The organism is Stenotrophomonas maltophilia (assembly GCF_025642255.1).
Taxonomy (GTDB): Bacteria; Pseudomonadota; Gammaproteobacteria; order Xanthomonadales; family Xanthomonadaceae; genus Stenotrophomonas; species Stenotrophomonas maltophilia_P.
Genome location: NZ_CP106759.1, coordinates 488,335 through 500,937 on the forward strand (window position 1 = coordinate 488,335; position 12,603 = coordinate 500,937).

Genomic DNA, 12,603 nt, shown 5'->3' on the forward strand with positions numbered 1-12,603 from the left:
CCGAGCTGCCGATGTCCCCGAAACGTGTCCTGATCGTTGAAGACGATGCCCACATCGCCGACCTGCTGCGCATGCACCTGGGCGATGAGGGGTATGAGGTCGCCCACGCCGACAGCGGTGATGGCGGGCTGCGCCTGCTCGAACAGGAAGGCCCGTGGGACGCGCTGGTGCTGGACGTGATGCTGCCCGGTGTCGATGGCCTGCAGGTCTGCCAGCGCGCACGGGCGATGGCGCGCTATGTCCCGATCATCATCATCAGTGCACGCGGCAGCGAAACCCAGCGCATCGTCGGCCTGGAACTCGGCGCCGACGATTATCTGGCCAAGCCATTCTCCATGCCGGAGCTGGTGGCGCGCGTGCGTGCCCTGCTGCGTCGCGCCGAGGCCATGGCGCAGAACGCGCGCATCGATGCCGGTGCCATCGAGCTGGGAGGACTGCAGCTGGATCCGGTCGCGCGTACTGCCGACGTGGATGGCAAGCCGCTGGAACTCACGCCGCGCGAGTTCGACCTGCTGCTGTTCTTCGCACGCCATCCCGGCCAGGTGTTCGCGCGGATGGAACTGCTCAACCAGGTCTGGGGCTACCAGCACGATGGCTATGAGCACACGGTCAATACTCACATCAACCGCCTGCGCAGCAAGATCGAAACCGATCCGGCCAACCCGCGGCGGTTGCTGACGGTCTGGGGCCGGGGCTACAAGCTGGTGGACCCGGCCGGGGCGGCGGCATGATCCGGCCGAACCTGTGGCAGAAGCTGGCGGCGGTGATCGCGGCGCTGATGCTGATGTGCTGCATGGCGCTGCTGGCGTTGCAGATGCGCTCGAACACACGGCACGAGCAGGAAGTCGTGCAGCGGCTGTCGCTGGGGCTGGCCGAGCACATCGCGCAGCGCAGTGAGCTGATGGATACCAGCGGCATGCGCGATGCGGCGGTGCGTGCGCTGTTCGGGCAACTGATGGCGGTCAACCCCAGCGTCGAGGTGTACCTGCTGGACGACCAGGGCCGCATTCTCGGCCACGACGCACCCAGCGGGCACCTGATGCGCAACCGCGTGGACGTGGCACCGCTGCGCCGGCTGCTGGCGGGCGCGCCGCTGCCCATCCTGGGCGACGATCCGCGCAGTAGCGAGGGTCGCAAGGTGTTCAGCGTGGCGCCGCTGGTGGTGCAGGGGCGGCAGGCCGGCTACGTCTACGTGGTGCTGGTGGGCGAGCACCGGCAGATGCTCGCCGACGACCTCGCCGCCAGCAACCAGTGGAACACCACTTTGTGGTCGGTGATGCTGGTGGGCAGCCTGGGCCTGCTGGCCGGCCTGGTGGCGTTCTACTGGGTGACCCGGCCGCTGCGCCGCCTGACACGTCGCATCCAGGCATTCGACATCGATGCGCCGACGCCGCTGCCGCCGCCCGGCCCGCTGCGGCCGGGTGAGCGCGATGAACTGGTCATCCTCGAACATGCACATGCGCAGATGGCGCAGCGGTTGGGTGAGCAGTGGCAGCAGCTGCGCCAGCAGGACCTGCAGCGGCGCGAGCTGGTGGCCAACATTTCGCATGATCTGCGCACGCCGTTGTCTTCACTGCATGGCTACCTTGAGACGATGGCGTTGAAGGACGCGACGCTGTCGCCGGAGGAGCGCCGGCGCTATCTGGGTATTGCCCTGGCGCAGAGTGCGAAGGTCGGGCGATTGGCGCGCGCGCTGTTCGAGCTGGCACGCCTGGAACACGGCGAGGTGCGGCTGGAGTGGGAGGTGTTCGCGCTGCCCGAGCTGCTGCAGGACGTGCTGCAGAAGTTCGAGCTGGCGGCGCAGGCGCGCGGCCAGCAGTTGCACGCGGATTTCCCGCAGGGGTTGCCGCTGGTACGTGCGGACCTGGGTCTGGTGGAGCGGGTGCTGACCAACCTGCTCGACAACGCCCTGCGCCATGCGCCGGAGGGAGGGCGGATCGAGGTGCGGCTGCGCGCGGTGGCTGACAGCGTGGAGGTGATCGTCTCTGATGACGGTCCCGGCGTTGCTGCTGCGGTGCGTGCGCAGTTGTTCCAGGCGCCTGCTGCGTTGGGGGCGCGACGGGGCGAGAACGGTGGCCTGGGGCTGCTGATCGTGCAGCGTATCGTGCAGCTGCATGGCCGCAGCATCGCGCTGCGCGACAGTGAGGCAGGGGCGACGTTCGTGTTCGAGCTGCCGCGGGCGGAGTCGGCGGCGGTGGCCTAGGCGCAGCTGGTTTCCGGGTGGCGGTGTTTGCCCCTTCGCGCAGGTATGTGCGTTTTTCCGTGTGGCGCCGGGTGGATGCCCTTGCGTGCGAATGTCCCCCGGCGCCGGCCGGTGGCCGTCACCTCCTCCTTTACTTCGCACGCAAGGGCATCCGCCCGGCGTTGAGGGGTTATCGGCACGCAGCGGTGTGCGGACTCCGCACTGGGATGGGACGGCTCGGGCTGAGGCTGCCTGTGCGCAGGTGTATGCGTTTTTCCGTGTGGCGCCGGGCGGATGCCCTTGCGTGCGAATGTCCCCCGGTGCCGGCCGGTGGCCGTCACCTCCTCCTTTACTTCGCACACAAGGGCATCCGCCCGGCGTGCAGGGTTATCGGTGCGCAGAGGTGCGGAAGCGACGGCACTACGCGCCGCAAGCCGAGCATCGTGGTGGTCGGCAGCGTGTGGGCAAAGTAAAGGAGGAGGCGATGGCCACAGGCCGGCGCCGGGGGACATTTGCCCACACGTTGCCGGCCGGCGCGAGGCCTTTGCGCTCGCGATCCGCTCGGGCGAAGACGCGCATCTGCACGCAGGCGAGGAATAAAAAAAGACCCGGCAGAGGGAGGGATCTGCCGGGTCCGGATTGCATGGGGGGAGGGACCCATGCAATGAGCGAAAGCGTCGCGTCAGGGCGTGTGGCCGGTCGCGTCCGCTGTTGATTCGTTGTAGCCCTGCACCAGCTCGGACCAGGAGCGTCCAGCCAGCAGGCCAAGACCGACCACGTCCTGCTGGGCCTGCCCAAACCGCTGCAGGTTGTCCTGCCACAGCTGAGCGCCCTGCGACAGCAATCCGGCCGGATCTTCGCTTCGTGCCAGCTCGCCGAGCCAGCCGCCGGTCGCGGTCAGGTTGCGTTCCAGTGCCTTCAGCTGCACGCCGAACATGCTTTCAGCGTTCTCCAGCGCCAACCGGTTCGCGCGCGTTGCGGCGGCGGCCAGCTGGCGGGTGGCATCACTGAAGCGATCGCTGAAGGCGGCGGTCATGGGCGTCAGGAAAGGACTTGATGCGTTGCAGCATACGCCGATGATGCCGCATTGCAACAAAAATCATGAAGGCGCCCAAGGCGCCTTTAGAAACCTTTAGATATCAATGAGTTGTTCAGGTGCCGGGGCCCCGGTACCGGCAGCCGGAGGTGCAGGTCTCGTGGACCGTGATCTCGCTCAGCGCCGGCAGCGCGGGCTTGAGTTCGTTCCAGATCCACACCGCCAGGTTCTCGCTGGTCGGGTTTTCCAGGCCGGGGATGTCATTGAGGTAGTGATGGTCCAGGCGTTCGTAGATCGGCTGGAAGGCCGCCTTCACGTCCCCGAAATCCATGATCCAGCCGGTCTGCGCGCCGGGTTCGCCCTCGACCTTCAGTTCCACCCGGAAGGAGTGGCCATGCAGGCGCGCGCACTTGTGCCCCGGCGGTACGTTCGGGAGGCGGTGGGCCGCCTCAAGCATGAAGACTTTGAAGATTTCCATGAGCGGATTGTACGCCGCTGCTGTCGCATCCGACCGGGATCGCGCCGGCCCCGAAGCGGAGTGACTATTTCCATCCGGATGAAGAGATGTTAGCTTCTCTTATATCCGTATGAAGAGATGTTATTGGTCGGACCCCGGCCAGTCATGGATTACTGCGGAACTTCGTCGCCCTACCACCACCCCACACATCGTCATGCCCCAGCACACCCTGCTCGTGGCGGCCCTGGCCGCCGCTCTGGCCGCGCCATTGTCCGCCGCCGCCGAAACCACCGCTGCCGCCAGTGGCGAAGCCAGTACCCTGGCCGCCGTCCGCGTCACCGGCTCCAACATCAAGCGCGCCGATACCGAGGCGTCCAATCCGGTGCAGGTAATCGGCCGCCAGCAGCTGGAACAGACCGGCAAGGCCACCGTCGCCGATGTGCTGCGCTCGATCTCCGCCAACACCGGCAATGCCAACAACGAGACCACCAACAACGGCTGGGCCTCCGGCTCGGCCAGCATCGGCCTGCGCGGCCTGTCACCGAAGAACACGCTGGTGCTGCTCAACGGCCGTCGCGTGGCGAACTACGGCTTCCCGGCCGGTGGCCTGTCCGATACCTTCGTCGACCTCAATGCCCTGCCGCTGGTTGCGGTCGAGCGCATCGAAGTGCTCAAGGATGGTGCTTCGGCCGTGTATGGCTCCGATGCCGTGGCCGGCGTGGTCAACATCATCACCCGCCAGAACTTCGAAGGTGCCGAGATCGGTGGCAGCTTCGGAGGCGCCGACCAAGGGGGCCTGCGCGAGCAGAACCTGAAGTTCGTGGGTGGCCTCGGTGATCTGGACAGCGACGGCTACAACATCCTGTTCAGTCTGCAGGGCTACAACCGCGACCGCCTGGACCAGGACGAGCGCGATCTGACCAAGAGCGGCATCTACACCGACCTGCCGGGCGGGCGCTGGAACGGCTGGTCAGCCAAGGGTGCGCGCTATCTGATCAATGGCGTGTCGGTGCCGATGCTCGACGCCAACGGCAACTGCCCCACCGGGACCACGCGCGTTGCGAGCGCTCCGATCGACGGCCTGGCTGGCGACACCTGCGGCTTCAACCAAGCGCCGTACACCACGCTGATTCCATCCACGAAGCGCTACCAGGCCTATGCCAACGGCACCTTCCGCCTGGGCGACAACGTCGAAGCGTTCGGTGAAGTGCTGTACAGCCAGATCAAGAGCGCGGCCTGGTTCGGCAGCAGCCCGTTCTTCACCCTGGAAAGCGGCCGCTTCGCCCTGAATGCCGAGACCGGCCTGGCCGAGCCGGTGTCGTCGCAGCTGCCGGCGGGCAATCCGTACAATCCCTACGGGCGTGCCGTGCCGATCGAGTACACGTTCTTCGATCTCGGCGGCACCATCAAGACCAACCGCTCCACCGCCTATCGCGGCGTGTTCGGCCTGCGCGGCACCACCGCCAACTGGGACTGGGAAGTGGCGGCGTTCGGCGCGCGCAGCAGCGAGCGTGAGACCGTCTCGGGCGGCTTCGCCAACCGCTGGGCGCTGGCCGATGCGCTGGCCAGCGGCAGCTACAATCTGCTCGACCCGGCGGCCACCCCGCAGTCGGTGCGTGATGCGATCAACATCGCCACGCTGCGTCCGGCCGAATCGAAGCTGCAGGGTGTCGATGCGAAGATCTCGGGCAGCCTGGGCCGCACCTGGGCCGGTGACATCGGCTTTGCCGCTGGCGCCGAGTGGCGCCGCGAGAAGCTCGATTCGAACAACCCCTGGCAGATCGATGCTGGCCTGCAGGTGCGTCCGGCCATCGCCGAGGTGCACGGCGAGCGCCAGGTCAGTGCCGCGTACGCGGAAGTGAACGTGCCGCTGGCCTCGACCCTGGAACTGTCCGCCGCTGCGCGTGCCGATCACTACGATGACTTCGGCGATGCGTTCTCGCCGAAGCTCGGACTGCGCTGGCAACCGCTGGACTTCCTGCTGGTGCGCGCGTCGGCCTCGAAGGGCTTCCGTGCGCCCTCGCTGTCGGAGAACTCCAACAGCACCAGCATCTCCTACGGCAGCGTGGTCGATCCGCGCGACCCGGATGTGCCGGGCTCGCGGCAGAGCCCGACGTTCTTCACCGTGGGCAACAGTGACCTGAAGCCGGAGCGCACCAGGAGCGTGAACTTCGGCGTGGTGCTGTCACCGTGGGCGAACACCAATCTGAGTGTCGACTACTACCGTATCCAGCTCGACAACCTGGTCGGCACCAACAACACGCAGACGCTGATCAACGACAACGTCGCCGGTGCCGTGCAGCGCGATGAGCGCGGCAAGCTGCAGGCCGTCTACAACCGCTACCAGAACCTGAGCGAGCTGAAGACATCGGGCATCGACGTGGAACTGCGCCAGCGCATTCCGACGGCGCGCCTGGGAGATTTCACCCTGTCTTCGGCCTACACCCACGTCCGTGACTACCGCCGTCCGACCGTGGTCGGTGGGCCCCTGGTCGACTACGCCGGCAGCAACCTCGGCGCCACCCTGCCCAAGGACAAGGCCACCACCACGCTGGACTGGAAGTACGGCGACTTCAACGCGGCGGTGACCTGGTACTACACCAGCAGCTATCGGCAGGAAGCCAGTACCGCCGCCAAGGCCGTGCAGCAGCGTGTCGGCAGCTACAGCCAGTACGACCTGTACCTGGGGTACACCGGCATCGACAGCCTGACCCTGTACGCCAAGGTGCAGAACCTGGGTGACAAGACGCCGCCCTACGATGCGTCGTTCCCGGGCATCCGTGCGCCGTATGACTTCACCCAGTACGACCTGCGGGGTCGCTACTTCACGCTGGGCTTCGACTACCGCTTCTGATCCACCGCCGTGGCCGGTCACCTGCCGTGACCGGCCACGTTGCCCTCTGCCGTCCTGTTTCCGGGGAGTCACCGTGTCCTTCCACCGCCGTGCCGTTCTTCCGTTGCTGTTCGCCGTTGCCAGCGCAGTGTTCCCCGCGTTGTCGGCGCAGGCGCAGAGCGCCTATTTCTTCCCGCAGGCCAGCGAGGCCGGCGCGTTCGACAGCGCCATTCCCACGCCGGAGCAGTTCCTCGGCTATCCGATCGGCAGCCGCTACACCCGCCACGACCAGTTGGTCGCCTATTTCGAGGAACTGGCCAGGCATTCGGACAGGATCCGCGTCCAGCACATTGGACGCAGCTATGAAGGCCGCCCCCTGCTGATTGCCACCATCACCGCGGCCAGCAACCAGGCGCGGTTGGAACAGATCCGCCAGCAGCACGCGACCCTGGTCGATCCGGCACAACCGCGCAGCGCAGCCGGTGACAGCCCGGTGGTGGTCTGGCTGGGCTACAGTGTGCACGGCAATGAAACCTCCAGCGGCGAAGCGGCGATGCTCACCGCCTATTACCTGGTGGCCAATCGCAGCAGTGAAACCCAGCAATGGCTGCAGCAGGCGGTGGTGCTGTTCGACCCGGCGCAGAATCCGGACGGACGCGACCGTGCCGCCAACTGGCACAACGCCTGGGCATCGGACCCGGCCTCGGCCGATCCGGCTGACAAGGAGCATGTCGAGCCGTTCCCGCAGGGCCGTACCAACCATTACTTCACCGATCTCAACCGCGACTGGCTGGCGCTGACCCAGCAGGATTCGCGGCCAAAGGTGGCCGCCTTCCACCAGTGGTACCCGAACGTGCAGATCGACTTCCACGAGATGGGCAAGGACAGCACGTACTACTTCGAGCCTTCGCCGAAGAGCATGCACAGCCCGTTGATCCCGGCCGCCTCCTACGAGTTCAACAGGACGCTGGCCACGTACCACGCACAGGCGCTGGACGCACTGGGGTCGCTGTACTACACGGGGGAGAACTTCGACAACTTCTCGCCGGTGTATGGCTCGACCTATCCGGACTTCCATGGCGCGGTCGGTGTCACCGTCGAGCAGGCCAGTTCGCGGGGACGGGTGCAGGAGTCGGTGAACGGGCTGCTGACCTTCCCGTTCACCATTCGCAACCAGGTCGCCACCGGCCTGGGCACGGTGCGCGGTGCGGTGGCCGAGCGCAGTGGCCTGTTCGACCTGCAGAAGACCTTCTTCCAGAGCGCATTGAAGCAGGCCGCGCAGCAGCCGCAGAAGAGCTTCGTGTTCGGCGACGCGCATGATCCGGCGTTGACCCGGCGCCTGCTTGAACTGCTGCTGCTGCACCGGATCGAGGTACGCGCGCTGGACCGGGATGTCACCGTCGAGGGAAAGCGCTTCCAGGCAGGCAGTGCCTACGTGGTGCCCGTGCAGCAGGCGCAGTTCCGCCTGGTGCACTCGATCTTCGCCGAGACGCCGCCGATCAAGGGCGACGTGTTCTATGGCAGCACCAGCTACGCCATCGCGCCGGCCTACGGCGTGGCCTTCGCCGGCAGCCGCAGCCGCATCGACGGCGGTGCACAGGTGAGCGAGCTGCCGCCGCTGCAGGGCGCGGTCGTCGGCGGCCAGGCGGGGTTCGCCTATGCCATCGACTGGCGTGACTACAACGCCAGCCGTGCGTTGGCCGAGCTGCAGGGCAGGGGATTGGCCGCGCGCGCTGCATTCCAGCCGTTCACCGCCGGAACCGCACAGGGCGACGTGGATTTCGCGGCCGGCAGCATCGTCATTCCCGTTGCCGGCCAGCCACTGCAGGGAGCGGCCCTGCTCGACGCGGTGGCCGCGGCGGCACGTGCTTCAGGCGTACAGGTGCATGCGTTGTCGAGTGGCCGCAGCCGCGAGGGCATCGATCTCGGCAGCGATGGCGTGAAGGCACTGCGCAAGCCGGCCGTGGCACTGGTGATGGGCGAAGGCGTGGCGGCCACCGAGATCGGATCGGCCTGGTTCCTGCTGGACCAGCACCTGCACCTGCCGGCCAGCAAGCTGGATCCGCAGCAGCTGGGCAAGGTTCCGCTGGATCGCTATACCACGCTCGTGTTGTCCGGTGGCACCTACAGCAGTGTCGATGCGACCGCGGTGGCCGTACTGAAGCGCTGGGTGCAGGCCGGCGGCTCGCTGGTGACCTATGGCAGCGCGTCGAAGTGGGCGATCGAACAGAAGCTCGCCGATGGCGAGAAGACCGGCAAGGACGAAGAGGCCGGCGACGAATCCCGTCGCGCCTTCGGTGACCAGCGCGACATCGCTGCGATCGAGCGGGTGAGCGGCAACATCCTCAGCGCCGATGTCGATACCAGCCATCCCCTGGCGTTCGGCGTGCCGGGCCGGCAGCTGGCGGTGAACAAGGAAAACAGCGTGACGCTGCAGCCGAGTGCGAATCCGTTCTCGACGGTGGTGCGCATCGACGCGTCACCCCGGGTCAACGGTTACCTGTCCGAGCGCAATCGTGCGCGGGTGGCAGGCAGTGCGTGGCTGCTGGTGTCGGCCCAGGGAAAGGGCAACGTGCTGCTGTTCGCCGATGATCCGGCACACCGCAAGTACTGGCATGGCACGGATCGACTGCTGATCAATGCGATCTTCTTCGGGAATCTGGCGAATCCGGCGAAAGCACGCGGATGAGGCGTCTGGCGCCTTGATTGATGCGCGGGCAACAAAAAGGGACGGCGCGCCAGCGCCGTCCCCGATGTAAGGCCTCCCGCGCAGTGGGACGCCCTCATTCCTGTCAGTCAGGATCAGCCGGCGCGACCGCCGCCGCCCTGGCCGCGGCCACGACCACCGCCGTTGCCGCCTCCGCCACGACGCTGGCCCTGACCAGCGCCGGCACGCTGCTGGCCGTTGCCACCGCCCTCACGACGGCCACCACCGGCCTTCTTCGGGCCGGCGTGGGCATGGCGCGGCGCATCGCCGTGCGGACGTCGCGCGTGGCTCTTGCGCGGGGCGCGCTCGCCGGTGTCGTGCTCGGCCTTGCCCGGTGCACTGTTGCCCCAGCGGATCGGCACCTGCAGCTCGAAGCCCGGCACATCGCGGATGTCCATGTCGCGTCCGAGCAGGCGCACGATTGCGCGCAGCAGCTTGACCTCGTCCTGCGCCACCAGCGAGATCGCCTGGCCGGTGGAGCCGTTGCGGCCGGTGCGGCCGATGCGGTGCACGTAATCCTCGGCGACCATCGGCAGGTCGAAGTTGATCACCTTCGGCAGCTCGTTGATGTCGATGCCGCGTGCCGCGATGTCGGTGGCCACCAGCACGGTCACGCGACCGGCCTTGAAGTCACCCAGCGCACGCAGGCGCTGGCCCTGGCTCTTGTTGCCATGGATCGCCGCGGTCTTGATGCCCGACTTCTCCAGGAACGCGGCCAGCTTGTCGCTGCCGTGCTTGGTCCGCGCGAACACCAGGGTCTGCTCACGGCTGTCCTGTGCCAGCAGGTGCAGCAGCAGGTCGCGCTTGCGGCCGGCGTCGACCGGATGCACGCGATGGGTGATGGTCTCGGCCACGGTGTTCTTCGGCGTCACCTGGATCTGTTCCGGGTTGCGCATGAACTCCAGCGCCAGCTGGCGGATGTTGTCCTCGAACGTGGCCGAGAACAGCAGGGTCTGACGGTTCTGCTTGGGCAGCTTGGCCAGGATGCGCTTGATCGACGGCAGGAAGCCCATGTCCAGCATGCGGTCGGCTTCGTCCAGCACCAGCAGTTCGATGCCGGACAGGTCGATGCTGCGACGCTCCAGGTGATCGATCAGGCGGCCCGGGCAGGCCACCAGCAGGTCCACGCCACGGCGCAGGATGTCCAGCTGGTTGCCCATGCCGACGCCGCCGTAGATGCAGGCGCTGGGGATGCGCAGATACTTGCTGTAGCCGCGCAGGCTGTCATGCACCTGGGTGGCCAGCTCGCGGGTCGGGGCCAGGATCAGCGCGCGCGGCTTGCGCGGGCCACCGCCACGCACTTCCTGCGGCGCGGTGCCCAGATGCTGCAGCAGCGGCAGGCCGAAGGCTGCGGTCTTGCCGGTGCCGGTCTGTGCGCCGGCCAGCAGGTCGCGACCGGCCAGCGCCAGCGGGATCGCCTGCTGCTGGATCGGGGTCGGGTTTTCGTAGCCCTGCTCGGCCAGCGCACGCAGCAGGAAGGGCGCCAGGCCCAGCGATTCAAAAGACATCGAGTGTGCTCCAAGTACAAGAAACGCCTGTCCGAATGGACAGACGGGGGCAGATCAAACTGATCGGCTGACTCGGAGCGTTCCCGTGAACCGCGCTGCGAGAATTGGGTGCAGCCGGCACGAAGCGCAGGCTGGAATGCGTGACGAACGGCGTCGGAGTGGGGGCGGGCGAAGAGGGCGGACCCTGGTCGCCGGCGATCCCGGAGGGAAACGGACGGCCGCTGCAGACTCCGCAAGTCTAAACGATGTTTGAGACTTCACGCAAAAAGGCCTGTTCAGGTAAGGGTTCTCTCTGCAGGGCTGCGCCCTGCACCCGCAGAGGCCGAAGCCACGTCAACGTCAACGTCAAAAGCGGGCTTCCTGAAGGTAGGCGGGGTGGGTCCGGTTGCGGGAGACGCCGTAAACCCGTCCCTGGGGGCTTGGCCGCGGCATCCATGCCGCGGACACTCCCGCAACCGGACCCACCCCGCCTTCGACAGTTTCCTGCGAACTGGCGGAACGGATCTGACCCCCGTTTGGATTTCGATATCCGGAAGATTTCATCCACGCCTGGCGTGGATCTACCGACCGTCACCGGGAAACTGTCAAAGGTGGGGCGGTGTGGGCGGGCAGGACCGTTGGCGCCATGGATGGCGCCATCGAGCCCCCAGGGATGGGTTTACGGCGTGTCCTGCCCGCCCACACCGCCCCGCCAAATCCGCAGACAACCCAGAGCCGGCTGTTGCCATTGACGTTGCCCTGGCTTGAAGCAGGTGCAGGGCGCAGCCCTGCCTGACCCCCGCTACGGTAGGGTGGAGCGATGCGGCGCTGCAGCTTGGCGCCGCCCCATATTTGATTACACTTGAAACTTGTTTGCCCATGACTCCGGACACCCACCCATGAAGCTTGGTTCTTTGAAGGAAGGCGGCCGCGACGGCACCCTGATCGTCGTCTCGCGTGATCTGCGCCACGGCGTCCGTGCCACCGGCATCGCCGCCACCCTGCAGCAGGCCCTGGAGGACTGGAGCCGCGTCGCGCCGCGCCTGAACGCGCTCTACGAATCACTGAACGCCGGTGACGCCGATGGCGTGTTCGACCTGGACCCGCAGACGCTGGCGGCGCCCCTGCCGCGCGCCTATGAATTCGTCGATGGCAGCGCCTACCTGCCGCACGTCGAGCGCGTCCGCCGCGCCCGCGGCGCCGAGGTTCCGGAAAGCTTCTACACCGACCCGCTGATGTACCAGGCCACCAGTGCCGGTTTCTACGGCCCCCGCGACGCGGTGAAGGTGGTCAGCGAGGAGTACGGCATCGATCTGGAAGCCGAACTGGTGGTCATCACCGACGACGTGCCGATGGCGGTCACTCCGGAGCAGGCCGCCGGCCACATCCAGCTGGTGGGTCTGGTCAACGACGTTTCGCTGCGCAACCTGATTCCGGGCGAGCTGGCCAAGGGCTTCGGCTTCCTGCAGTCCAAGCCGCGCTCGGCACTGTCGCCGGTGTTCGTCACCCCTGACGAACTGGGTGACGCCTGGCAGGACAACAAGGTGCACCTGCCGCTGGTCACCCACATCAATGGTGCGTGGTTCGGTGCGCCAGAGGCAGGCGTGGACATGCAGTTCAACTTCGCCCAGCTGGTGGCGCATGCGGCCAGGACCCGTCCGCTGGGCGCCGGCACCATCGTGGGATCGGGCACCATCGCCAACGAGGACACCAGCAAGGGCGCTTCGTGCTTTGCCGAGCAGCGCACCGTGGAAACCCTGCGCGACGGCAAGCCGAGCACACCATTCATGTCGTTCGGCGACGTGGTGCGGATTGAAATGTTCGACGCCGCCGGCAACAGCATCTTCGGTGCGATCGAGCAGCGCATCGAGCAGGCGGCCAGGCCCTGAGGATGGAGGCGG

General features: G+C 66.9%; 8 protein-coding genes. 5 read left to right on the forward strand and 3 right to left on the reverse strand.

What is annotated here, in order from left to right; genetic code table 11:
* Positions 1 to 11 precede the first annotated feature (11 nt).
* Positions 12 to 731: a response regulator transcription factor gene (locus tag N8888_RS02260; RefSeq protein WP_053518291.1), complete on the forward strand. Its 720-nt coding sequence runs from the start codon at positions 12 to 14 to the stop codon at positions 729 to 731.
* Positions 728 to 2,203 (forward strand): sensor histidine kinase, encoded by a 1,476-nt coding sequence (locus N8888_RS02265; RefSeq protein WP_065175368.1) that lies wholly within the window; start codon positions 728 to 730, stop codon positions 2,201 to 2,203. Before N8888_RS02260 ends, N8888_RS02265 begins: the two co-directional genes overlap by 4 nt.
* Positions 2,204 to 2,864: 661 nt before the next feature.
* Here N8888_RS02265 and N8888_RS02270 read toward each other — a convergent pair.
* Together N8888_RS02270 and queD are read right to left on the reverse strand one after the other, a co-directional pair.
* A complete protein-coding gene (locus N8888_RS02270) occupies positions 2,865 to 3,218 on the reverse strand; it encodes a phasin family protein (RefSeq protein ID WP_065175367.1) in 354 nt (117 codons plus the stop codon).
* A 115-nt stretch (positions 3,219 to 3,333) separates the two neighbouring features.
* On the reverse strand, positions 3,334 to 3,696 hold the full coding sequence (gene queD, locus N8888_RS02275; RefSeq protein ID WP_053518296.1) for a 6-carboxytetrahydropterin synthase QueD: 363 nt from the start codon (positions 3,694 to 3,696) through the stop codon (positions 3,334 to 3,336).
* A 193-nt stretch (positions 3,697 to 3,889) separates the two neighbouring features.
* Between queD and N8888_RS02280 the strand changes: the two genes are divergently transcribed.
* Together N8888_RS02280 and N8888_RS02285 are read left to right on the forward strand one after the other, a co-directional pair.
* Complete coding sequence (locus tag N8888_RS02280; protein ID WP_263177228.1) at positions 3,890 to 6,529, forward strand: TonB-dependent receptor plug domain-containing protein; 2,640 nt, start codon at positions 3,890 to 3,892, stop codon at positions 6,527 to 6,529.
* A 73-nt stretch (positions 6,530 to 6,602) separates the two neighbouring features.
* Positions 6,603 to 9,197 (forward strand): M14 family zinc carboxypeptidase, encoded by a 2,595-nt coding sequence (locus N8888_RS02285; protein WP_263177230.1) that lies wholly within the window; start codon positions 6,603 to 6,605, stop codon positions 9,195 to 9,197.
* A gap of 113 nt (positions 9,198 to 9,310) precedes the next feature.
* Here the strand turns inward: N8888_RS02285 and N8888_RS02290 are convergent, their stop codons facing one another.
* Positions 9,311 to 10,723 carry a DEAD/DEAH box helicase gene (locus tag N8888_RS02290; protein ID WP_065175363.1) on the reverse strand — a complete coding sequence of 471 codons (1,413 nt, stop codon included), beginning with the start codon at positions 10,721 to 10,723 and terminating at the stop codon, positions 9,311 to 9,313.
* Between the two features lie 878 nt (positions 10,724 to 11,601).
* Between N8888_RS02290 and N8888_RS02295 the strand changes: the two genes are divergently transcribed.
* Complete coding sequence (locus tag N8888_RS02295; RefSeq protein WP_111186697.1) at positions 11,602 to 12,591, forward strand: fumarylacetoacetate hydrolase family protein; 990 nt, start codon at positions 11,602 to 11,604, stop codon at positions 12,589 to 12,591.
* Positions 12,592 to 12,603: the final 12 nt, after the last annotated feature.